The organism is Apibacter muscae, assembly GCF_007845595.1.
GTDB classification, from domain to species: Bacteria; Bacteroidota; Bacteroidia; order Flavobacteriales; family Weeksellaceae; genus Apibacter; species Apibacter muscae.
The window spans coordinates 159617-182682 of record NZ_SELI01000018.1; the positions used below are offsets into that span (position 1 = coordinate 159617).

At 30.5% G+C, this 23066-nt stretch carries 18 protein-coding genes and 1 pseudogene; 14 read left to right on the forward strand and 5 right to left on the reverse strand.

The annotated features are described in order from the left end of the window. Window positions 1-25 precede the first annotated feature (25 nt). A complete protein-coding gene (locus ETU10_RS06130) occupies window positions 26-703 on the forward strand; it encodes a hypothetical protein (protein WP_146310702.1) in 678 nt (225 codons plus the stop codon). Between the two features lie 2 nt (window positions 704-705). Further along, window positions 706-1422, forward strand: coding sequence for a toxin-antitoxin system YwqK family antitoxin (locus ETU10_RS06135; protein ID WP_146310704.1), 717 nt, complete (start codon window positions 706-708; stop codon window positions 1420-1422). Between the two features lie 86 nt (window positions 1423-1508). Here the strand turns inward: ETU10_RS06135 and pnp are convergent, their stop codons facing one another. Together pnp and rpsO are read right to left on the reverse strand one after the other, a co-directional pair. Next, complete coding sequence (gene pnp / locus ETU10_RS06140) at window positions 1509-3662, reverse strand: polyribonucleotide nucleotidyltransferase (protein WP_146310706.1); 2154 nt, start codon at window positions 3660-3662, stop codon at window positions 1509-1511. A gap of 253 nt (window positions 3663-3915) precedes the next feature. Beyond that, on the reverse strand, window positions 3916-4185 hold the full coding sequence (gene rpsO / locus ETU10_RS06145) for a 30S ribosomal protein S15 (RefSeq protein WP_146310708.1): 270 nt from the start codon (window positions 4183-4185) through the stop codon (window positions 3916-3918). A 281-nt stretch (window positions 4186-4466) separates the two neighbouring features. Between rpsO and ETU10_RS06150 the strand changes: the two are divergent. The 6 genes and pseudogenes from ETU10_RS06150 (at window position 4467) to ETU10_RS06175 (ending at window position 11614) form a co-directional block, all read left to right on the forward strand. Beyond that, window positions 4467-5339, forward strand: a pseudogene (locus ETU10_RS06150) (IS982 family transposase). Window positions 5340-5527: 188 nt separating this feature from the next. After that, window positions 5528-6643, forward strand: coding sequence for a DNA polymerase III subunit beta (dnaN, locus tag ETU10_RS06155; RefSeq protein ID WP_146310710.1), 1116 nt, complete (start codon window positions 5528-5530; stop codon window positions 6641-6643). A gap of 82 nt (window positions 6644-6725) precedes the next feature. Then, window positions 6726-9143 carry a phenylalanine--tRNA ligase subunit beta gene (pheT, locus tag ETU10_RS06160; RefSeq protein WP_146310712.1) on the forward strand — a complete coding sequence of 806 codons (2418 nt, stop codon included), beginning with the start codon at window positions 6726-6728 and terminating at the stop codon, window positions 9141-9143. A gap of 10 nt (window positions 9144-9153) precedes the next feature. Beyond that, complete coding sequence (locus ETU10_RS06165; RefSeq protein WP_146261782.1) at window positions 9154-9933, forward strand: Rossmann-like and DUF2520 domain-containing protein; 780 nt, start codon at window positions 9154-9156, stop codon at window positions 9931-9933. Next, on the forward strand, window positions 9920-10450 hold the full coding sequence (locus ETU10_RS06170; protein WP_146310714.1) for a KdsC family phosphatase: 531 nt from the start codon (window positions 9920-9922) through the stop codon (window positions 10448-10450). Before ETU10_RS06165 ends, ETU10_RS06170 begins: the two co-directional genes overlap by 14 nt. 195 nt (window positions 10451-10645) lie before the next feature. Next, on the forward strand, window positions 10646-11614 hold the full coding sequence (locus ETU10_RS06175) for an acyltransferase family protein (RefSeq protein ID WP_185145065.1): 969 nt from the start codon (window positions 10646-10648) through the stop codon (window positions 11612-11614). Here the strand turns inward: ETU10_RS06175 and ETU10_RS06180 are convergent. Genes ETU10_RS06180 through ileS form a run of 3 tightly spaced genes read right to left on the reverse strand, consistent with a single transcriptional unit; the run spans window position 11606 to window position 16033 of the window. Next, window positions 11606-12250, reverse strand: a complete 645-nt coding sequence (locus tag ETU10_RS06180; RefSeq protein ID WP_146261779.1) for a lipoprotein signal peptidase — start codon at window positions 12248-12250, stop codon at window positions 11606-11608. The genes ETU10_RS06175 and ETU10_RS06180 overlap by 9 nt on opposite strands. A gap of 1 nt (window position 12251) precedes the next feature. Then, window positions 12252-12632: a TraR/DksA family transcriptional regulator gene (locus ETU10_RS06185; RefSeq protein ID WP_146261778.1), complete on the reverse strand. Its 381-nt coding sequence runs from the start codon at window positions 12630-12632 to the stop codon at window positions 12252-12254. 5 nt (window positions 12633-12637) lie between these two features. Next, complete coding sequence (gene ileS, locus ETU10_RS06190) at window positions 12638-16033, reverse strand: isoleucine--tRNA ligase (RefSeq protein WP_146310718.1); 3396 nt, start codon at window positions 16031-16033, stop codon at window positions 12638-12640. A 225-nt stretch (window positions 16034-16258) separates the two neighbouring features. Here ileS and ETU10_RS06195 point away from each other — a divergent pair, with 225 nt between their 5' ends. The 6 genes from ETU10_RS06195 (at window position 16259) to aspS (ending at window position 23000) form a co-directional block, all read left to right on the forward strand. Further along, a complete protein-coding gene (locus ETU10_RS06195; RefSeq protein WP_146261776.1) occupies window positions 16259-16825 on the forward strand; it encodes a YceI family protein in 567 nt (188 codons plus the stop codon). A 121-nt stretch (window positions 16826-16946) separates the two neighbouring features. Next, the gene (locus tag ETU10_RS06200) at window positions 16947-17933 is read left to right on the forward strand and encodes a homocysteine S-methyltransferase family protein (protein WP_246118426.1); all 987 of its coding nucleotides are present in this window, start codon (window positions 16947-16949) and stop codon (window positions 17931-17933) included. Window positions 17934-17992: 59 nt separating this feature from the next. After that, window positions 17993-18682 carry a superoxide dismutase gene (locus ETU10_RS06205; RefSeq protein WP_146310720.1) on the forward strand — a complete coding sequence of 230 codons (690 nt, stop codon included), beginning with the start codon at window positions 17993-17995 and terminating at the stop codon, window positions 18680-18682. Between the two features lie 248 nt (window positions 18683-18930). Next, window positions 18931-19584: a DedA family protein gene (locus ETU10_RS06210; RefSeq protein ID WP_146261773.1), complete on the forward strand. Its 654-nt coding sequence runs from the start codon at window positions 18931-18933 to the stop codon at window positions 19582-19584. 25 nt (window positions 19585-19609) lie between these two features. Further along, the gene (locus ETU10_RS06215) at window positions 19610-21148 is read left to right on the forward strand and encodes a dicarboxylate/amino acid:cation symporter (protein ID WP_246118427.1); all 1539 of its coding nucleotides are present in this window, start codon (window positions 19610-19612) and stop codon (window positions 21146-21148) included. A 97-nt stretch (window positions 21149-21245) separates the two neighbouring features. Continuing rightward, window positions 21246-23000: an aspartate--tRNA ligase gene (gene aspS, locus ETU10_RS06220; protein WP_146310722.1), complete on the forward strand. Its 1755-nt coding sequence runs from the start codon at window positions 21246-21248 to the stop codon at window positions 22998-23000. Window positions 23001-23066 lie beyond the last annotated feature (66 nt).

Consider the following 23066-nt stretch of genomic DNA (forward strand, 5'->3'; position numbering starts at 1 on the left):
TTTACTGGATTTATAATTTAAATCTATGAATTCAAAAATTGTAGAATCAACTGAAAAGTTAGCTAAAGATAATATTATAATGAATTCTTATAAAGATTTCTATGGTGGTAAAGGGTATTTTCTGACCAAAAATTTATTATTAGGAGGTTCTAAAAAACCATTTTTTTTTCCTATAAAATCATCCTTTGAAAAATGGTGGAGTAGTGGGGAATTAAATATAGCACAGAAAAAATATATATTATTACTTTCAGGAGTAAATGAATATAATGTAAATAAAAACGCTTATGATTCAATTAAAAAAGGATATGATAAGTGGAATTCCAATTATTTAGTAGTTGTTTATGGGGGTAATAAGGGTTGGGCTTGTAATTTCTTCGTTGGAGAAGCATTGTTTTTTGCTGGTATAAATACAGTAGTTTCAGGAAAATACCTATCAGCCAAACAAATATGGAATGGAGAAAGTTCAAGAATGAAATTGATTGATAAAAAAAATCTATTGGCTGGAGATATTGCTGCTTTTGGAGGAACTCATGTGGAAATTGTAATTAGAGTTCATCGAGGGCAATTATTTTTTGATGATGATTTTTGCTCAAGAGGAGCAGGCAGAGGTGCTACCGATTTTGGAACGGAAAAATGTGAAGGAATGTTTGGTGATACTAGAGAGATTGAAAATTCAAATATTAGATTTTTAAGAGCTCAATAATTATGAATAGAAGTTTTTTATTTCTTCTAGCTATCAGTATTTTTTTATTTGCATGTAGTAAAAAAGAAGAGATCCAGGCACCAATTAAAATCGTATTTTTTACGGATTCTACTTTTACTGTTAAAAAAGATTCTATAGAAATAAACTCTTTAAATAATTCCCTTCATGGATTTGTTAAAATTTATGGTTATGGAGGCATTAATTCTTTTGAGGAAGGAGAATTAAAAGAAGGAAAACATATTGGTATATGGAAAAAATATTTTTACGGAACAACCCTTTCTGAGTATATTACTTTTAATCAATTGGGAGAAAGAGACGGTGTTTCTTTAGAATTTGATTCTAATGGAGATACATTATCTCTTTTAAATTTTAGAAAAAATCATCCGATAGGGAAGCAAAAGGAGTTTTATGAAGGTAAATTAACCTTGCAATATTTTCTAGATCCTAATGATAATCTCATAAATGAATACTTAGCCTTAAATCTTAATGGAGATACCTTGTATTTTGTAGATTTAGGTAAGGAAGGAACTGGGTATTTAAAAAAGTATGATCGATATGGTGTTTTAAATATAGAAGGGTATTTAAAAAATGGAAGCTTTCAAGATACGATTAAAGAATATTTTTATGACAATTTTAGTAATAAATATTTATATGCAAATGTATATTTTTATAAAGACGATTCTACCAAAGTTTTCATAAAAAAAATAAATATGAATTAGACCTTAGAATTTGAATATAAACTAATAACCGGAAAATTAAAAAAAACGGTAAATTAATATTTACCGTTTTTTAATTGAAGAATAAATTATTCTTCGGTTTTATCCTTTTTATCAGTTCTTTCCGGTCTAGGTAAAGTATCTTTTCTAGATAATTTCATTTTTTTCTTATCATCCATACCTAAATATTTTACTTCAATAACATCGCCTAAATTTACAGAATCTTCCACCTTTTCAACTCTCTTCCATTCTAATTCTGAAATATGAACTAATCCTTCGGTTCCCTTAGAAATTTCAACAAAAGCTCCGAAAGGCTTTATAGAAACAACTTTCGCCTTGTAAATGGTTCCAACTTCAGGAACAAAGGCAATTTGTTTAATTCTAGCTATAGCCTCATCAATTTTAGATTGGTCAACACCAGAAATCTCTATTTTGCCTAAGTCATCACTTTCTTCAATAGTTATAATAGTTTCTGTATCCTTTTGTAACTGTTGAATAATTTTTCCTCCAGGACCAATAATAGCACCAATAAAATCTTTAGGAATTTCTAAACGAATTAACTTAGGAGCATTAGGTTTCAATTGAGAATTAGGAGAAGGAAGAGTTTCAATGATTTTACCTAAGATATGTAATCTACCATCTCTAGCCTGATTCAAGGCTTGTTCCATAATCTCAAATGATAATCCTTGAATTTTTATATCCATTTGGCAAGCGGTTATGCCATCGGCAGTTCCGGTAACCTTGAAATCCATATCTCCCAAATGATCTTCATCGCCCAATATGTCAGACAAAACAGACCATTTTCCAGATTCTTTATCTGTAATTAACCCCATTGCAATTCCAGAAACAGGTTTTTTAATTTGTATACCAGCATCCATTAACGCTAAAGTACCAGCGCAGACGGTAGCCATGGAGGAAGAACCATTGGATTCTAATATATCAGAAACAATTCTTATAGTATACGGAGAATCTGAAGGAATCATCTGTTTCAAAGATCTTTGGGCTAAGTTTCCGTGACCTATCTCCCTTCTAGAGACACCACGTATAGGTCTTGCTTCACCCGTTGAAAAAGGAGGGAAGTTGTAATGCAAGTAAAATCTCTCTTCATGTTGAAAAATTACATCATCAATTCGGTTGGCATCTAAAGAAGATCCCAAAGTTACAGTGGTTAGAGATTGAGTTTCTCCTCGTGTGAATATTGCTGAACCGTGCGCGCCAGGAAGATAATCAACTTCACACCAAATAGGGCGAATCGTTTTGGTATCTCTTCCATCCAAACGAATACCCTCATTTAAGATTAGCTGTCTTACTGCATCTTTTTGTACTTCGTGGAAATAAGTAGATGCTAAAGATTCTTTTTCAGCTCTTTCTTCTTCTGAATATTTAGATAAAAATTCTTCTAAGATAGCATGAAATTTATCACTTCTTTCGTGTTTATTTGAAGGATTCTTAGCAATGTCATAAACTTTTTGAAAGGCAAATTCAGTAATTTCTTTTCTTAGCTCTTCGTCATGTTCTTCGTGACAATACTCACGTTTAATCAAAGACTTTTCAACTTTAGAAGCTAATTTTTCTTGTGCTACAATTTGTTCTTTAATTGCGTTGTGAGCATGTGCAATCGCTTCAATCATTTCTTTTTCAGAAATTTCGGACATCTCCCCCTCAATCATTACAATTGAATCTTTAGATGCACCTACCATAATATCTAAATCAAACCCTTGGTTCATTTGAGCTAGACTAGGATTTATAGTATATCTTCCATCTTGTCGAATAATTCTAACTTCAGAAATAGGACCTTTAAAAGGTATATCTGTAATAGCAATTGCAGCTGAGGCAGCTAAGCCTGCCAAAGCATCTGGTAGTATTGAACCATCGTAAGATATTAGTTGAATCATGAGCTGAATTTCAGCATGAAAATCATTAGGAAAAAGTGGGCGTAGTACACGATCTACCAATCTCATGGTTAAAATTTCTTCATCGGTAGGTCTACCTTCTCTTTTCATAAATCCTCCGGGGATACGTCCGCCTGCAGAAAATTTATTTCTATAATCAACAGTTAGAGGTAAAAAATCTACTCCAGGATTTGCTTCTTTTGCGGCAACTACAGTAGCTAATAACATAGTGCCTCCACATTTAACTACAACAGAGCCATCTGCTTGTTTAGCTAACTTTCCGGTTTCTAAAATGATTTCTCTACCATCATCTAGAATAATTTTCTCAGTAATTGCTTTTGGAATTTCCATAAAACTAATTCTTTAAATTAAAATATTATATAATAAAAAAGAAGATAAATGACTTTTTGCATTTCACTTTAGCAAACTTACCAGAAAACATAGAGAACACTCAAGTCTATTAAAATGATATTAAGATTAATAGAATTCAGTGCTCTGTGTGTTTAATAAATGGTTAGAACTCACTAAAAAACACAATAGGAAATTTTCTTCTTTTACGTTTAAAAATATAGAGGCAATTTTAAAATAATTGCCTCTATATGATTTATTTACGAATACCTAATTCACCAATGATAGCTCTGTATCGATTGATGTCTTTCTTTTTAAGGTAATCTAGTAAACTTTTTCTTTTACCCACTAAAGCAACTAAAGCTCTTTCTGTATTAAAATCTTTATGATTTTTTTTAAGATGTTGAGTTAAATGATTAATTCTGTAAGTAAATAAGGCAACTTGCCCTTCTGCGCTACCCGTATTTTTCTCATTCTTACCGTGTTTAGCGAAAATTTCTTTTTTAATTTCTGTTGTTAGATACATTCCAATATTTTTTTTAAATGATTATTATGCATACGTTTTACAAAGATATAAATTTTTTAAGTAATAACTAATCTTTTTTATTTGGAGATAGTTATGGATTTTGTGAAAATATAAATTCAATCTTTTAAATAACACAAGTTGCTATTTAAATATCTTATCAAACATAGTATCAATAATAAATAAAGACACCTTAACCCGTGGTGCATTTAGAATAATAAAATAAAAGTTGTTCATTTTCAATTAAATGACTATATTTAATTGTCTACCAAACGATTAAATACATGAACAACTTCACTCGAAGTTACGAAAAAATATTGGAAACTTTACAATCCATAGAAAGTACAATGAACTTTAGAAATCAAATACGCAAGCCTAAACTATCAGATATAGAGTTGATAGCTATAGACTTAACTTCTGAGTTCATGGGAGTTGATTCAGAGAGGGATTTATTTAGGAAACTCCCTGATAATTTGAATTCAAGAGTATAAAGAAGTGTTTATAATCGTAGAAAACGAGGTTTGTTTTATCATCGAGAATTATTACGAAAAGATTTGGTACAAAGCATTGGTAAACAAGATTTATATATAGTAGATAGTATGCCCCTAGAGGTCTGTAAGTTAAGTCGTAGTTTGAGAAGTTCTATCTGTAAAGAAACCTACCTGACAGCACCGGATAAAGGTTATTGTGCTTCTCAAGGAAATCATTATTATGGTTACAAACTCCATGCTGTCTGTACTATTGATGGAGTATTTACCGATTTTGATTTAACACAGGCTTCAATACATGATATTCATTACCTTAAAAACATAAAATCGATGTATTCTGATTGTACTATTCTAGGAGACAAAGGCTATTTAAGCATTGATTATCAGAGAGATTTATTTCCCAACAATCAAATCAAACTTGAAGTTCCAATGCGTAGCAATCAAAAAGACTATAAGCCACAGACTTATCTGTTTAGAAAATCAAGAAAACGCATTGAAACATTATTTTCTCAATTATGCGACCAATTTATGATTCGCCGAAACTATGCTAAATCTTTTGACGGATTTAAAAACAGAATATTATCTAAAATAATGGCGCTTACTGTTATACAACTGATAAACAAATTAAATAATCGAAATATTAACATCTTAAAAACCATAATTGCTTAATTGAACCGCGGGTATCTTTAATATTAGTTTATAAAAAATATAAAGAAGATAGATTTAACTTAAAACTTCTAGAAATCAATTTTAGAATTGAAATCCTTAAATTAAGAAAAAAATAAAAAATAATAAGTGATTTTTGTTATTAAAAAACTATTTTTGTAAAGATTAAGGAATTTAACAAAGATTCGAATATGAAATTTATTGTTTCAAGTGGTGATCTATTAAAGGCATTGCAACTTATCAGTGGAGTTACCGGAGGTAATTCATCTTTACCTGTGTTAGAGAATTTTTTATTTGATTTGGACGAGGATCGTTTAACTATTTATGGTTCAGATGGTGAAACAACTATGAAGACTAGCATAGGAGTTCAAAGTGAAGATAAAGATAGGATTGCCGTGCCATCTAAGTTACTAACAGATATTATAAAAACTTTTTCTGAACAACCTTTAACTTTTTCTAAGAAAGAGAATCAGCTGGAAATCGTGGATGAAAAAGACAACTATTTCATAGCGTTGGATGATGTGGATCAGTATCCTTCAATTCCTGAAATTGAAGTTGAAAAGTCATTAAAAATTAAAGCTTCAGTATTAGCTGAAGCAATAAATAACACCATTTTTGCTACGGGTAATGATGCTATGCGCCCGGTAATGACAGGTATATTATTCCAATTTAATGAATCAGAAAGCTGTTTTGTTGCTACGGATGCACATCGTTTAGTGAAATATACGCGTAAAGATTCAGTTTCCGAGGAACCAATAGAATTTATTATGCCTAAAAAGCCATTAATTTTATTAAAAAATGCACTGGCTGCATATGATGATGAAGTATTGATTGATTTTAATGATACAAATGCTAGGTTTACATATAATGAAACCCAATGGGTATGCAGGTTGATTGATGGTAAGTACCCCAATTATGATGCTGTGATACCTAAAGAAAATCCTAATGTTTTAACGATAAACAGACAGCTATTTTTAAGTTCATTAAAGAGAGCATCTCTTTTCTCAAATAAATCTACTTCACAGGTACGTTTAGTTTTGAACGGTAATTTATTAAAATTAAGTGCAGAAGATTTGGATTTTGCAAATAAAGCAGAAATGAGTCTTCCTTGTGATTACAATGGCGAAGAATTAAAGATAGGCTTTAATTCCAAGTTTTTAAATGAAATGTTAAATAACATCTCTTCAGAAGATATTACGCTCGAAATGTCAACTTCCAACAGAGCAGGTATAATTAAGCCGGTGGATGGCAAAGACGATAATGAGGATATTTTGATGTTAGTAATGCCTGTAATGTTGAATCAATAAAAGAATTAAAATAATAATTTTTAAAATTCTTATGTAAATTTTACTTTTGCATAAGAATTTTTTATTTAAATAGTATAGAGTAATGAAAATTTCTTACAATTGGCTAAATGATTATATTAAGACTGATCTTTCAGTAGAAAAAGTAGCTTCAGTTTTAACAGATATAGGATTAGAAGTTGAAGGTGTTGATAAAGTAGAATCTGCAAAGTCTAATTTTAACGGAGTTGTTGTAGGAGAAGTGATAGATTGTATTAAGCACCCGAATGCAGATAAACTCAAGATTACACAAGTAAAAATTAATGAAAATGAGATACTTCAAATTGTTTGTGGTGCTACTAATGTAGATATTGGTCAAAAAGTTCCAGTAGCTACCATTGGTACTATTCTTTATGATAAAGAAGGTAAAGAATTTAAAATAAAAAAAAGTAAAATTAGGGGTGAAGATTCTTTTGGAATGATTTGTTCAGAAGAAGAACTAGGAATTGGTGAGAACCATGAGGGTATTATGGTTCTGGATAGTCATATAAAATTGGGTATGCCTATCAAAGAAATTTTAACTACTTCAAGTGATTATACTTTAGAGATTGGTTTAACCCCCAATAGAACGGATGCAATGAGTCATTTTGGTGTCGCTCGTGATCTAGCATCAGCTTTAAAAAGCAGAAAAGTAAAATCAGAATTATTACCTATTTCCATAGAAGAATTTAAACTGGATGAAGAAAATACGAATCCTGTTCAAGTGGAGATTGAAGATGCGAATTTGTGTCCTAGATATTCAGGGATATATTTAAAAGACGTTGAAGTTAAACCTTCTCCAGAGTGGTTGCAAAAGAAATTAAGAACAATTGGATTAACACCAATTAATAATGCTGTAGATATTACAAATTATATTCTTCATTCTTATGGGCAACCGCTACATGCCTTTGATGCTGATAAAATTAAGGGAAATAAACTTAAAGTAGGTAGTGTTCAAAAAGGAACTAAATTCGTTACTCTAGACAATGTGGAAAGAAATCTAGATGGAACAGAATTAGTGATTAAAGATTCCGAAGATCAACCACTTTGCCTTGCAGGAATTTATGGTGGTTTAGAATCAGGTGTAAGTAGCACCACAAAAAATATTTTTTTAGAGTCTGCTTATTTTAATCCAATATCCATTAGAAAGACATCTAAAAAAGAAGGAATTAGTACAGATTCTTCTTTTCGTTTTGAACGAGGAGTAGATCCTAACAATACTTTATTACCGTTAAAAAAAGCTGCAGAATTATTTAAAGAACTGGCTAATGCAACCTTAGTTGGCGAAATTATAGATGAATATCCTCAACCTATAAAAGAAGTCAATACAGTACTAAGATATCATAAAATTGATCAAATATTAGGTAAGCGAATACATAGAGATCAAATAAAAGAAATAGTAAAATCATTAGATTTTACTATTATAAGTGATGTAAATGATGTTTTAGACTTAAATGTGCCAACCTATAGAGTTGATGTTACTAGAGAAATTGATGTAATAGAAGAGGTCGCTCGTATATATGGATACAATCATATAGACATACCAGAAAAATTTTCATTCACCTATGATAATAATCAACAGAATGAGGAAGATCTTTTAGAAGATAGTATAACTAATTTACTGAAATTTAATGGATTTTATGAGGTTTTAAATAATTCCATTACTACTAAAAAGATGGAAGATACCAATTATGTAGAATTACTTAATCCTTTAAGTTCAGACTTATCTGTAATGAGGCAAACATTACTTTACGGAATGCTACAAACGGTATCTTTTAATTATAATAGAAATCAAAAAGAAATTAAATTATTTGAATTAGGTAAAGTTTATTTTAAAACTTCTGGAAATAACTATCTTGAAAATAAAAAGTTAGGTTTAATATTATCTGGTAATTTTCAATCCAACAATTGGATATCTAAAGAGAATAGAAGCTCTTTTTTCCATTTAAAAGGTATAGTTTATCAACTTTTAAATTCTTTAGGAATACAACCTAGTGAAAAACCTATTCATTCCAATTTATATGATGAAGGTATTGAGCTAAGTATGAATAATACCTATTTAGGAGAAATATCTATTATTTCTCCTAGTCAGCTTAAAGAATTTGGAATTAAAAATGAAGTCTATTTTGCTGAATTGGATTGGGATAATATATTAGATTTATCAACTAAAAGAAAAGCATTGAAATTTGAAGAGATTTCAAAATTCCCCGGATCAAGCAGAGATTTAGCTCTATTAGTTGATAAAAATGTTAATTATTTTGATCTTTATAAAACAGCCTTTAATGAAGAAAAAATACTTATAAAGTCAATAAATCTTTTCGATGTATATGAAGGTGAAAAATTACCGGTTGGAAAAAAATCTTACGCCTTAAACTTTATCATCCAAGACGAGAGAAAGACCCTTACCGATTCGGAAATTGATGCCGTTATGAATAATTTAATTAATATTTATTCAAGGGAATTTAAAGCTGAATTAAGAAATTAAAATTTAAAAAATGTTTAAAACAGTTGTAATTGTAGGAGCTGGAAACGTAGCTTATCATTTAACAAGAGCTTTACTGGAAAATACGGTAAACCTAGTACAAATATTTAATAGAACATTATCTAAAGCCCAACTTTTAGCGGAGAATTACAACATAAGTTATACAGATAAAATTTCAGAAATTAAAAAGGCGGATATATATATTATTTGTACTTCTGACGATGCTATATCAGAGATCTCATATTACATACCTTTTGATGATTGTTTAGTAGTTCATACATCTGGATCAACCCCTATATCTGCTTTAAAAGGGAAATATAGAAAAGGAGTTTTTTATCCACTGCAAACCTTTACGCAAGGACGATCTTTGGAATATGATAAAATACCTTTTTTCATTGAAGCAGAAAATTCGTCTGATGAAGGTGCTTTACTAGCTTTAGCTGAAAGGATTTCAGAAGAATCTTATCTTGTTGATTATGAAAAAAGAATGAAGATTCATATGGCTGGAGTTTGGGCAAATAATTTCACAAATCATCTATATTTAATTGCAGAAGAAATTTGTAAAAAACAAGAGATACCTTTTGATGCGTTAAAATCAATCATTAAAGAAGGTGTAGACAAACTAGTAGATGGTGTATCTCCCTATGATGCACAAACGGGACCTGCGAGAAGATTAGATAAATCAGTGATAGAGAAGCATTTATCTATTCTAGAGGCTACAGATTCAAAATTATTCCAAATTTATAATTTATTAACAGAGTCAATAATAAAATTATATCATGAAAAATTATAAGGAAAAACTAAATTCTATTACTTCATTTGTATTTGATGTAGATGGAGTGATGACAGATGGAAGTATAATTCTTATGAATAAGGAGATGATTAGAAGTACCAATACGAAAGATGGTTTCGCCTTACAATTTGCCTTAAAAAAAGGATATAAGATAGGCATAATTACAGGTGGAAGAGATGCATCCGTAGTTTCGCGCTTAAATTATCTAGGAATCACAGATATCTATTTAAATTCCACGTATAAATGGGCAGATTTAGAAGATTTTATTTACAAATATAATCTTAAATCTGATCAGGTACTATACATGGGAGATGATTTGCCTGATTACGAAGTTATGTCAAGAGTTGGATTTGGAGCAGCTCCTAAAGATGCTTGTTCGGAAATTTTGACTGTTGCTGATTATATATCGCCACTCGAAGGTGGTAAAGGATGCGTAAGAGATGTAATTGAACAGGTTTTAAGAGTGAGAGGAGATTGGGATTATTTAGAAACACAAAACGATATAGCTTCAATTTAATGTAATTATATCAAATGCTAACTTTAATTATAAAATATTATAAATAAAAATTAGTTTATAAACTTTAAAGCTATTGAAAATCTAAGATACACTTGTTTAAAGGATATTTTATATTTCAATTAATCAAATAGACGAATAAAAATTTTTATTAATTATTTTATATAATATATTTGCGCAATATTATTATAAATCTGCGTGATAAGAAATCTTTATATCGATCTCATTAAAGGAATTGCTTGTATTGGAGTAATTTTTATTCATACTAGTTTTTGGTCTGGCGTTTCCTATGTTCCAGATTTTTTTAGAAGTGTTAGCCTGCTCATTGATGTACCCATATTTTTTTTATTAAGTGGATTAACCACATCAATAAACATTAAAAAGAATTTTATTAGGTTAGGCAAGTTACAGTTATCGTACATGTTTTTTGTAACATTAATCTATATTACACATGCCATATACACACAGAAAATCGACGTATATAAACTTTTGCTTTGGTGGGTACACGATTACTCAGACTCTTTTCCTTTACCTGTTGTTATGGGTTCTATGTGGTATCTTAAAATATATTTTTTTGTTGCGATTACAGCTCAATTAGTATTAAAATTTATAGCTGAAAAATATTACTTACCTTTATTGATTATATTATTTACGCTCATTAATTTTTTAACATGGATTTATAGGTATGAGTCAGGAGATATAGATTATGTAGTATTTTATCTATTTATATTTATGTTAGGATATTATTTTAAAAATAAAAATTTTAAAATAACTTATCTATATTTCACAATAGCTCTAGTAAGCTCATATTTTATAATTTTTTATATACTAGGAATTGATATATATTTAGACAATATAGATAAATTTCCACCTAACATTATTTATTTGTTGTATTCATTATTTTCCTTAACAGCTATATTATATCTTAAAGATAAAATAGTTATTCATAAGAGCAATTTTTTAATATACATAGGAAAAAATGCTATTTACTACTATTTTGCACAAGGCATTAGTGCTTCAATAATATTCCTATTTGTTTATCTATTAAGAAATATATTAGATTGGGCAATATTGTTACCAATGATGTTTATTACCAATCTAATACTTGCCATAATTTTTGCAGAAGGCATAAAAAAATTAGATAAATTATTTTTCAAATTATTTTAGCCACTCTTTAGGTAAAGCATTTGGTTTGAAGAAATATATTAATGCTAATAGAATTGCGCCAATGGTTATTGAGGAATCTGCAACATTAAAAATATAATTAAAAAATTGTATTCTATTTCCTCCCCAAATGGGAACCCAGCTAGGTAAATGTGTATCAATAATTGGGAAATGAAACATGTCTACCACGCATCCACCAAACAAAGGAGCATAACCTTTAAAATCTAATTTTGAAATTCCATGATATTCTGACCATGATTGACTTAAAGCATTATAAGTGGTCCCTGTATCAAACATAACACCATAGAAAATACTATCGATTAAATTTCCAATGGCACCTGCAAAAATTAATCCGGCAGGAATAATAAAATACCAAGAATTTGCTTTTTTTACCCACTTACTTATATAATAAGCCATAAAACTTATTAAAACCAAACGTAAAATGCTTAACCCAATTTTACCTAAAAATCCACCCAATTGAACACCATAAGCCATTCCTGGATTTTCAACATAGGTAAGATTGCACCAACTTCCAATTATAGGAAGTTGTTCTCCCAAATGAAAATGAGTTTTTATATAAATTTTTGAAGCTTGATCAATAAATAATATGATAAAAGTAATCCAAAGAACTTTTTTCATGTTAGGATTGCATATTTTTTGCTTCAATACTTAGAGTTGCATGAGGAACTGCTTTCAATCTTTCTTTGTCAATGAGCTTTCCGGTAACTCTACAAATACCATAAGTTTTATTATTAATTCGTATTAAAGCATTTTTTAGGTCTCGAATGAATTTTTCTTGTCTTGATGCAAGCTGTGCATTACTTTCCTTACTCATAGTTTCAGATCCTTCTTCAAAGGCCTTAAATGTAGGAGAAGTATCATCTGTACCATTATTTAAATCATTAACGAAAGATTCCTTTAACATAACTAAATCTTTCTCTGCGATTTCAATTTTATCTAAAATTAATTTACGGAATTCTTCCAATTCCTCATCTGAATATCTTAATCTATCTTCAGCCATAATAATTATATTTTTTTTAAGATTATATAAACTTGGTAGTCGTCTAATTCCAGCTCTGTACCATTAATAATGGAGTCCTTAAATAGGAATTGATCGGTCAATGTTTCAGAACAAATATATTCTTTATTTTGCTCAATAGCAGCTCTTATTTCTTGATCCGCTTGGATTTCTAAGGAAATTCGATCGGTTACTTCTAAACCATTATCTTTTCTCAAGTTTTGTATTCTATTTACCAATTCTCTAGAAATACCTTCAGATTTTAATTCTGGAGTAATTGTTATATCTAATGCAACGGTTAATCTCCCTTCTGTAGCAACAAGCCAACCAGTGATATCTTGGGTTCTAATTTCTACATCTTCAAGAGTTAAAACATAACCCTGAATAGTTATATTTCCATTTGATTCAAATTCTTGAATTTGGGTATTCGTTAAATTCTGTAATTCTTGAGTTACCTGTTTTAAATCTTTCCCTAATTTAGGTCCTAAAGCTTTAAAGTTTGGCTTAACAGCTTTTACAATTAAATCAGAAGCTTCTTTAGCATTAAGTAATTGAACCTCTTTTACATTTACCTCTTGTTTGATTATAGGAATAATATTTTTTAAATCCGATTTATGATTTTCATCTAAAATTGGGATCATTATTTTTTGAAGAGGTTGACGCACTTTAATATTCTCCTTTTTTCTTAAAGAAAATACCATGCTAGTAATTTGTTGAGCTAGATGGGTTCTTTCTAGAAGAGATTGGTTAATATTTGAGTTCACCTTTACAGGAAATTCAGATAAGTGAACAGAAATGAAATTTTCTTTTTGAGTGATAGAGTTTAGATCTCTATACAAATGATCTGAGTAAAAAGGTGCGGCCGGAGATATCAATTTAGCTACGGTAAGCAAACAATGGTAAAGGGTTTGATAAGCAGAAATTTTATCTTGAGAATATTCACCTTTCCAAAAACGTCTTCGGGACAAACGTACGTACCAATTGCTTAAATTATCAATAACAAAAGTATTAATTGCTCTTAAAGCTTTAGTAGGCTCATAATCAGCATAAAAATTATCAACGGTTTCAATCAATAGATTAAGTTCAGACAATATCCATTGATCTAATTCATTTCTTTCAGAAAAAATTATATCTTCTTCTTTATAAACAAAACCATCCACATTTGCATATAAAGCGAAAAAAGAATAGGTATTATATAAAGTTCCAAATATTTTTCTTCTAACTTCATCAATTCCTTCCAGATCAAATTTTAAATTGTCCCAAGGTTGTGCGTTTGATATCATGTACCAACGAGTAGCATCTGGACCGTACTGATCCAAGGTCTCAAAAGGTTCTACCGCATTTCCTTTACTCTTAGACATTTTATTTCCTTTGCTGTCTAACACCAAGCCATTGGAAATAACATTTTTATAGGTTAAACTATCAAAAACCATAGTTCCAATAGCATGCAATGTATAAAACCAACCACGAGTCTGATCTACGCCTTCTGCTATAAAATCTGCCGGATAAGAAATTTTATTATCAATCATTTCCCTATTTTCAAAAGGATAGTGCCATTGAGCGTATGGCATGGAACCCGAATCGAACCAAACATCAATCAAATCAGTTTCACGTTTCATCGGTTTTCCGCTTTCTGAAACTAATATTATTTGATCTACGATATTCTTATGAAGATCTACTTGCTTATAATTATCTTCAGAATAATCACCGGCAACAAATCCATCATAAATATTCTTGTCCATAAAACCTGCTTTAACAGACTTATCAATCTCAATCATAAGTTCTTCTAATGAACCAATGATAATTTCTTCCTTAGCATCTTCCGTTCTCCATATAGGCAATGGGATTCCCCAGTATCTGGATCTAGACAAATTCCAATCATTAGCATTTTCCAACCAATGACCAAATCTCTTAGCACCCGTAGCTTCTGGTTTCCAGTTTATGGACTTATTCAATTCAACCATACGATCTCTTACTTCCGGGATTTTTATAAACCATGAGTCCAGAGGATAGTACAATATTGGTTTGTCCGTTCTCCAGCAATGCGGATAGCTATGTGTATATTTTTCTACTTTAAAAGCCTTATTATCAGTTTTTAAAAGGATAGCCAGTTCAACATCTGTAGAACGTTCAGGTGCTTCTCCCTCCATGTAGTATTCATTCTTTACATATCTTCCACCAAAAGGTTGAGGCAATAGGTCAATAAATTTGCCCTGTAAATTTACTAATGGTACAGGGTTACTATTTTCATCTAAGACAAGCATTGGGGGAACTCCATAAGCTTTAGCCGCTTTGGCATCATCAGCACCAAATGTAGGGGCTGTATGTACAATTCCAGTTCCATCCTCAGTAGTTACGAAATCTCCGCTAATTACTACAAAAGCTTTTTCAGCATCTTGATATGGAGTAGCCCATGGAAGTAATTGTTTATATCTAATACCTAAAAGTTGCTCTCCCTTATAGTTAGCTAAAATTTTATAAGGAATTTTTTTATCTTCGGGTTTAAAATTTTCAAAATCCGTATTAGAATCAGTTTCTAAAAACTTGTTATTGAACTGCTTGCTTACTAAAGATTTCGCTAGAATTACTTGAATAGGTTTAAATGTATAAGGATTAAAGGTTTGGATTAAAACATAATCTATATTTTTTCCAACTGTTAATGCAGTATTTGAAGGCAACGTCCATGGAGTAGTTGTCCAAGCCAATAAATAAACAGCTCCGTCTAAATCATTAAACAAAGTGGTACTTTCTTTAATGACCTCAAACTGAGCAACAATCGTTGTGTCTGTGATATCTTTATAAGCTCCGGGTAAACTTAATTCATGCGAAGATAAACCGGTTCCAGCTTTCGGCGAATAAGGTTGAATGGTATAACCTTTATATAGAAGATTTTTATTATAAATTTGTTTCAATAACCACCATACGCTTTCCATATATTTTGGATCGTAGGTAATGTAAGGGTTATCAGTATCCACCCAATACCCAATTCTTTCAGTCAATTGGTTCCAAACACTTGTGTAGCGCATCACTGCCTCTTTACAAGCCTTGTTATAATCTTCAACAGATATTTTTTTTCCAATGTCCTCCTTGGTAATTCCTAATTCTTTTTCAACCCCTAATTCAACCGGTAATCCATGAGTATCCCAGCCTGCTTTTCTATAAACTTGTTTTCCCTTTAATGTATGGTATCTACAAAAGATATCTTTAATGGTTCTAGCCATTACATGATGAATCCCTGGCATACCATTGGCAGAAGGAGGGCCTTCAAAAAAAACATATTGTGGATTTCCTTCTCTAGAAGTAATACTTTGTTTAAAAATGTTATTTTCTTTCCAAAAATTGGAAATTTCATTAGCAAATTTATTTAGGTCAAGCCCTTTATATTCCTGAAATTTATTACTCATTCTTCAATTATTGCCTAGGTGTGAAAAATTAATTTGCAAATATATAATAAAAAAATCATTGAAATTAGGTAATATTTTATTCTAATTTTTATATAAATCAATTTGATTCCTTCATGAACTTGTAAAAAGGAATTTAAAAGATTTTTATAGTGGATGGTAAATAATTATTCATGGAATATTTTTTGAATATTATAATAGAATTATCACTAAAAAACGAATAATTTTATGGGGTCTGATGTATTTAATCAGGATTTGTGTATTGTAAATTACAATGAAATATATTCAAAAGAATGGGGATTGAATAAACTCAATTCAAATTTTTTATTTTACGTTAAACATAATGGAATTTCAACATTAGAATTTGAGTTTTTTGAATTTGAAGCTACTTTATACTCACCAACGGGTAATTTAGATTATTTAGAACTTTATTTTACTGTTGATACTTCATCACTAAAGTCCAATATGCATTTTAGAGATGAGCATGTGAAATCTCCGTATTTTTTAAATTCTAAATTATTTCCTAGAATTACATTTTCAAGTACATCTAAATTTCTAGGTAAAAAATTAATAGGAGAATTAACTATTAAAGGTATTACTAAGAAAATAATTTTTAATCAGACATATTTAAATGGAACAAAAAACTCGATAAAGAATTCTATTCACTTAGAAATGACAACATCAATTAATATAGAAGACTTTGGGGTTAATTACAATAAAATTAACCCTCAAGGAATTTCTGTAGTGGATAAAAGTATTGAAATTCTATTAGATTTAGAATTTGATCAAATATAAATTAACGAAAATTTTGTTTTTAATAAATTCTTTGGATGCGGTATAAATTTTATCTTTGCTTTTAACCCTTTGGTAAGTCGTGGTTTATTTATATTGGCTAACAGGGATGAAAAATAAATTTATGCAAATAGAAGATATTTTAAAAGAAAAGATATTGATTTTAGATGGAGCCATGGGGACTATGATCCAGCAATACCAGTTGAAAGAAGAAGATTTTAGGGGTAGTCAATTTAAAACATGGCATAAAGATATAAAGGGGAATAATGATTTATTGTCCATCACGCAACCAGAAATTATTAAAAAGATTCATTTAGAATATTTTATAGCGGGAGCAGATATAGTAGAAACTAATACATTCAATTCTAACCGAATATCTATGGCAGATTATGATATGCAAGAGTATGTTCGGGAGTTAAATATTGAGTCTGTAAAAGTAGCGAATGAAGCTAGAGAGGAATATTATAAGAAATATGGAAATAAGCCACTTTTTATAGCGGGTTCTATAGGTCCCACATCTAAGACGGCCTCTATATCACCCAATGTAAATGACCCTGCGTATCGGGAGGTAGATTTTGATTTTCTTGCTGACATATATAAAGAACAAACCTTGGCTCTTATAGAAGGAGGAGCAGACCTATTATTGGTAGAAACAATTTTTGATACTTTAAATGCCAAAGCTGCATTTTTTGGTATAGAAGATGCCTTTATGGAAGCTAAAAAATCACTTCCTCTAATGGCATCTGGAACTATAACTGATGCTGCTGGGCGAACATTATCTGGACAAACCACCGAAGCATTCTTAACCTCAATATCCCATATACCTTTATTGTCTATCGGGCTCAATTGTGCTTTAGGAGCAGATCAACTTTTTCAATATTTAGAAATATTATCGAATAAAAGTCCATTTTTTATAAGCGCACATCCCAATGCGGGTTTACCCAATCCTTTGGGAGGATATGACGAGACTCCGGAAATGATGGCTGAGAAAGTTAAAGTGTATATGGAAAATCAACTTGTAAATATATTAGGAGGGTGTTGTGGAACAACTCCAGCACATATTAAATTATTTGCAGAAATGGCAGCAAAGTATAAACCTCGTACGTTATAAGAAAAAAAGATAAAAAAGATAAAAAGAAGTATATTTGGGATTAAATTAAAAATAGTCCAATGAAAATTAGTAACATTTTTTTTATTAGTATCTTATTATTAAGTATACAGTTATCTGCACAATTTAGTTTACCAACTTTAAACTATAAGTACGATGAATTGCAACCGAGTATAGACTCAACCACGATGCGAATTCATTATTCCAAACACCATGCAGCCTATGTGAAAAATCTTAATGATGTTTTACAAAAACATCCAGAATATTCAGGTATGATCTTGGAAGATTTAATAGTGAATATCAATCATTTACCTCAAGAAATTCGTATGGCAGTTCGTAATAATGGTGGAGGACACTATAACCATTCCTTATTTTGGTCAGTGTTAACCCCTCAAAAAAAATCAAAAATAGGAGGCCCTATTGTAAAAGAAATTAAAAAGCAATTTGGATCTGTGGAAGCTTTTAAGGAAGAATTTAACAAAGCAGCCGCCAGTCAATTTGGATCTGGTTGGGCATGGTTGCTAATAGATAAAGATGGAAATTTAAAAATATCCTCAACTGCGAATCAAGACAATCCATTAATGTTAGGGGTTGTTGATGTCAATGGCACTCCAATTTTAGGTCTAGACGTTTGGGAACATGCATATTATTTAAACTACCAAAACAGAAGGGCTGATTATATAAAGAATTACTGGTATATCATCAATTGGGATGAAGTAAATAAGCGTTACCAAGAAGCAATTCGTAAATAGTACTTGCTTAACAACAATAAAAAGAGTTGGAAATTTCAATTTCCAACTCTTTTTATTTAAAATCTAATAATTATTACTTGATATACAAACAATGCAAAAATTTACTTAAAGTTTTTAGATGAAATTTAAGACTAAAATTTTGTCAATTTTAGCGTATAATTTGGAAAAGTAGATGATTTCATTATATTTGTAAAAATTAAAACTTTCTTTAGAAGGATACCGTCTTAATTTTTATAAAATTACTTTACATGGAATTCGTTTATGTCTTAATTGATTTTATTTTACATATTGATGCTCATTTAAGAGATTTAGTAAGAGATTACGGGTTATGGGTTTATCTCATCCTGTTTTTAATTATATTTTGTGAAACCGGTTTAGTGGTAACCCCCTTTTTACCGGGAGACTCATTGCTCTTTGTCGCAGGAGCTTTAGCAGCCATAGAAGATAATGGATTAAATGTTTATTTATTAACTATTTTGTTGGTTATTGCTGCAATTTTAGGAGACTCTATAAACTTTGAAATCGGCAAATATTTTGGACATAAGCTTTTTAGTAACCCGAATTCTAAAATTTTCAAGCAAAGTTATTTGAAAAAAACCAATGAATTTTACGATAAACACGGAGGTAAAACTATTATACTAGCAAGGTTTGTGCCTATAATTAGAACCTTTGCTCCTTTTGTGGCTGGTATGGGAAGAATGAATTATAAATTCTTTGTAAGGTATAATATTTTTGGTGGAGTCATTTGGGTATCCATATTTATATTCTTAGGATATTTTGTAGGAAATATACCTTGGATTCAAAAAAATCTAAAATTTTTAATAGTATTTATTATCGTTTTTTCATTGCTTCCAGGCATCATTGAGATAATTCGAAATAAATTAATCATAAATAAAAAATAAGTAATCTGTTGAATATATGTTTAATATGAAAAAAAGAAGTTTATATACGTTTTTAATTTTAATATTCCTAGCCATAAATATAATTATTTCTGTACGTCATTTATTATTTGGTGATACATCTTTAGCAAGATTTTTTATATCAACGTTCATACTAGTATTCGCATTAATTTACTACTTATCCAAGAAAATTTCAAAGGTTATACCTATATTTTTTGTATTTGCAATAGCTATGATTTATTCTTACTATATCTTTTTTGGAGGATTATCTGAATCCTTATTATTTTATTGCAGATGGATTGCAGTAGTAGCATTACTAGTTTATGGTATAAATAAGAAAAATTTGACAACTTGGATATTTGTGTCCTTAATTTTAGGAACCTGTATAGGTTTTGATTTTCCAACTTTAGGTAAAAATTTAGAAATACTAAGTCAAATATTTTTAAAGCTTATAAAAACCTTAATTGCTCCATTAATATTTGCAACCTTAGTACATGGTATTGCAGGGCATTCTGACCTAAAACAAGTAGGAAGGATGGGATGGAAATCCTTGGTTTATTTTGAATTGGTAACCACCATAGCACTTTTTATTGGTTTAGCTGCCATAAACCTTACTCAAGCAGGAGTTGGAACCAAACATATCGAAACTGGACATGCTGAATTACCACAAGTTGCACACCAAACTTGGCAAGATATAGTTTTACATATTTTCCCTGAAAATTTTGCAAAATCAATTGCAGAAGGTCAGGTATTACAGATTGTAGTATTTAGCATCATTTTCGGAATAGGTTTAATTATGGTTGAAGAAAAAAAGAGAGCATTTATGGTGAATTTCACGGATAGCTTGGCAGAAACCATGTTTAAATTCACTAACGTAGTTATGTATTTTGCTCCTTTAGGTGTTTTAGGTTCAATCGCTTATACCGTGGCACATATGGGACTGGATGCACTGCTTCCTTTATTGAAATTATTACTTACTTTATACGGAGCTTTAATTGTTTTTGTTTTATTGGTTTTCATTCCTATCGCATTGCTTATAAAAATGCCAATGAAACGCTTCTTTAGAGAAATTGGAGAAGTTGCCTCCATAGCCTTTTCTACAGCTAGTTCAGAGGCAGCTTTGCCAAAAGCTATGGAAGCCATGGAGAAATTAGGAGTACCCAGAAAAATAATAGCTTTTGTTATGCCTACGGGTTATACTTTTAATTTAGATGGTACAACCTTGTATTTATCACTAGCAAGTGTATTCGTTGCGCAAGCAGCAGGAATGCATATGACTTTTGAACATCAAATCCTGATGGTATTAATTTTAATAGTTACGAGTAAAGGGGTGGCCGGTGTGCCAAGAGCTTCACTAGTAATTCTTATGGGAACTGCAGCCTCTTTTGGATTGCCGGAATGGCCAATACTTATGATTTTGGGCATCGATACACTTATGGATATGGCTAGAACTACAGTAAATGTAATTGGGAATTGTTTAGCCTCCGCAGTAGTAGCTAAATGGGAAGGCGAATTTGATCCGTACGGAGAAACTCAAAACTTAGAACAAGAGCAGATAAAATCTTAAACGTATATATTAATAGACTTAATTAAAATTACATATATAGTATTATATATGTAATTTTGTATTTATACCTCAAACCCCAAAAAAAAGAATCAAAAGAATGTACAGAACACACAATTGCGGAGAACTCAACGAATCAAACATAGGGACAACTGTAACACTTTGTGGTTGGGTTCAAATTGTAAGAGATATGGGATACGTAACTTGGATAGATCTTAGAGATCGTTACGGAATTACCCAATTAGTTTTTGACGAAGAAAGATCAAATCAAGAATTATTAGAACAAGTTCGAAGTCTTGGTCGAGAATTTGTCATTCAAGTCACAGGTGAAGTTATCGAACGATCCAGTAAAAATCCTCAGATACCTACTGGTGGGATTGAGATTCTTACAAAGACATTAACAATCTTAAACTCATCCTTAGTTCCACCATTTACCATTGAAGATAAAACCGATGGAGGAGAAGAGCTAAGAATGAAATATAGATATTTAGACATAAGGAGAAATCCTGTAAAAGAAAATCTTATATTTAGGAGCAAGGTAGCACAATTAATAAGAAATTATTTAGCTCAAAATGATTTTATAGAGGTAGAAACTCCTGTATTAATTAAATCTACCCCGGAAGGGGCAAGAGACTTTGTAGTCCCTTCAAGATTAAATCCGGGGCAGTTTTATGCCTTGCCACAATCCCCTCAAACCTTTAAACAATTGTTGATGGTTGGAGGATTAGACAAGTATTTCCAAATAGTAAAGTGTTTTAGAGATGAGGATTTGCGTGCCGATAGGCAACCTGAGTTTACGCAAGTGGATTGCGAAATGTCATTTGTTAATCAAGAAGATATAATAAATACCTTTGAAGGATTAACTAAACTCCTTTTAAAAGAATTAATAGGGGTTGATATACCAAAATTTCCAAGAATAACCTATGATGAAGCCATGAAGAAATATGGCAACGATAAACCAGACATTCGTTTTGGAATGGAATTTATAGAATTTAACGAAGAATTGAAAAATAGTGGATTTAAGATTTTTGATGAAGCTGAATTGATTGTAGGTATAAATGTTGAAAATTGCGCTAAATATACCCGGAAGCAATTAGATGAATTAACGGATTGGGTGAAAAAACCTCAAATAGGAGCCAATGGTTTGGTTTATATAAAATTCAACGAAGACGGTACTATAAAATCCTCTGTTGATAAATTTTATTCAGAGGATCAATTAAAAGAAGTATTAAATAAGTCTAATTCAAAGCCTGGTGATTTAATGTTGATTCTTTCGGGGATTTCAAAAAAAGTTAGACCACAGCTAAGTGCATTACGGATGGAAATGGCAGAACGTTTGAGGCTTAGGAATCCCAAAAAAATTGCTCCTTTATGGGTAATAGATTTTCCACTTTTAGATTGGGATGAAGATGAAAATAGATATGTAGCTATGCATCATCCCTTTACCTCTCCTAAAGAAGAAGATATAAAATTATTAGAATCAGATCCAAGTAAAGTAAGAGCAAACGCCTACGATTTAGTCTTAAACGGAAATGAAATAGGAGGTGGATCCGTAAGAATATTTAATGATGAACTTCAAGCAAAAATGTTTTCTTTGTTAGGGTTTTCTCAAGAAGAAGCTAAAAATCAATTTGGATTTCTAATGAATGCTTTTAAATATGGAGCGCCACCCCATGCAGGAATCGCTTTAGGTTTCGATCGACTAGTGGCAATTCTAGGCGGGCAGGAAGTCATTAGAGACTATATAGCTTTTCCGAAAAACAATGCAGGAAGAGACGTTATGATTGATACACCTTCCCCAATTAGTAAAGAGCAAATGAAAGAATTAGGAATTTTAAATAAAGTAAATATATAATTTAATTTTAAAAACATTTTTTTTAGAAAATAATTAAGCATTAATAAAAAAAGTAAAATTTTGTAT

Bases quoted from the DNA above. Each gene is read 5' to 3' on its own strand.
- ETU10_RS06130 (WP_146310702.1), top strand. From the start codon at position 26: ATGAATTCAAAAATTGTAGAATCAACTGAAAAGTTAGCTAAAGATAAT.
- ETU10_RS06135 (WP_146310704.1), top strand. From the start codon at position 706: ATGAATAGAAGTTTTTTATTTCTTCTAGCTATCAGTATTTTTTTATTT.
- pnp (WP_146310706.1), bottom strand. From the start codon at position 3,662: ATGGAAATTCCAAAAGCAATTACTGAGAAAATTATTCTAGATGATGGT.
- rpsO (WP_146310708.1), bottom strand. From the start codon at position 4,185: ATGTATCTAACAACAGAAATTAAAAAAGAAATTTTCGCTAAACACGGT.
- dnaN (WP_146310710.1), top strand. From the start codon at position 5,528: ATGAAATTTATTGTTTCAAGTGGTGATCTATTAAAGGCATTGCAACTT.
- pheT (WP_146310712.1), top strand. From the start codon at position 6,726: ATGAAAATTTCTTACAATTGGCTAAATGATTATATTAAGACTGATCTT.
- ETU10_RS06165 (WP_146261782.1), top strand. From the start codon at position 9,154: ATGTTTAAAACAGTTGTAATTGTAGGAGCTGGAAACGTAGCTTATCAT.
- ETU10_RS06170 (WP_146310714.1), top strand. From the start codon at position 9,920: ATGAAAAATTATAAGGAAAAACTAAATTCTATTACTTCATTTGTATTT.
- ETU10_RS06180 (WP_146261779.1), bottom strand. From the start codon at position 12,250: ATGAAAAAAGTTCTTTGGATTACTTTTATCATATTATTTATTGATCAA.
- ETU10_RS06185 (WP_146261778.1), bottom strand. From the start codon at position 12,632: ATGGCTGAAGATAGATTAAGATATTCAGATGAGGAATTGGAAGAATTC.
- ileS (WP_146310718.1), bottom strand. From the start codon at position 16,033: ATGAGTAATAAATTTCAGGAATATAAAGGGCTTGACCTAAATAAATTT.
- ETU10_RS06195 (WP_146261776.1), top strand. From the start codon at position 16,259: ATGGGGTCTGATGTATTTAATCAGGATTTGTGTATTGTAAATTACAAT.
- ETU10_RS06200 (WP_246118426.1), top strand. From the start codon at position 16,947: ATGCAAATAGAAGATATTTTAAAAGAAAAGATATTGATTTTAGATGGA.
- ETU10_RS06205 (WP_146310720.1), top strand. From the start codon at position 17,993: ATGAAAATTAGTAACATTTTTTTTATTAGTATCTTATTATTAAGTATA.
- ETU10_RS06210 (WP_146261773.1), top strand. From the start codon at position 18,931: ATGGAATTCGTTTATGTCTTAATTGATTTTATTTTACATATTGATGCT.
- ETU10_RS06215 (WP_246118427.1), top strand. From the start codon at position 19,610: ATGAAAAAAAGAAGTTTATATACGTTTTTAATTTTAATATTCCTAGCC.
- aspS (WP_146310722.1), top strand. From the start codon at position 21,246: ATGTACAGAACACACAATTGCGGAGAACTCAACGAATCAAACATAGGG.